Origin of the sequence: Vibrio sp. 1641 (assembly GCF_033339995.1) — a bacterium.
Lineage (GTDB): Bacteria > Pseudomonadota > Gammaproteobacteria > Enterobacterales > Vibrionaceae > Vibrio > Vibrio alginolyticus.
In genome coordinates this window covers 1-552 of sequence record NZ_JAWOVP010000425.1, presented here as the reverse complement: position 1 = coordinate 552, position 552 = coordinate 1, and the positions used below count along the sequence as shown (strand labels likewise).

1 protein-coding gene is annotated in these 552 nt (G+C 51.8%); it reads right to left on the bottom strand.

Annotated features, from left to right (window positions below):
- A partial coding sequence (locus R7Z47_RS26350) for a GspE/PulE family protein (RefSeq protein ID WP_318130965.1) occupies positions 1-552 on the bottom strand: 552 nt, incomplete at both ends.

The window sequence follows — 552 nt, the reverse complement described above, 5'->3', positions numbered from 1 at the left end:
CGGTTTCTAAGTCACGGATCTCACCAACCATCACCACATCCGGGTCCTGACGTAAGATCGCACGTAGACCACGCGCAAATGTCATGTCGACTTTCGGGTTAACTTGGGTCTGGCCAATGCCATCGATATCAAATTCGATTGGGTCTTCCACCGTCAGAATGTTGCGCTCGTTGCTATTGATTTCTTGCAAGCCGGCGTACAAAGTGGTCGATTTACCAGAACCCGTAGGGCCGGTCACCAAAATGATACCGTGTGGGCGACCAATAAGGTGACGGAAGTTGTCGTGTACCGAAGGAGTCATGCCCAAACTATGCAGGTCAAGGCGCGTTGCGTTTTTATCTAACAGACGCATTACCACTCGTTCACCGTGAGAGGATGGCATGGTAGAAACACGCACGTCGACCGCTCGGCCACCAATACGTAGTGAGATACGACCATCTTGAGGCACACGCTTTTCAGCAATATCGAGCTTCGCCATAACTTTCACACGAGACACCAATAACGGCGCAAGCTTACGACTTGGCGTCAAGACTTCGCGCAGAACGCCGTCGA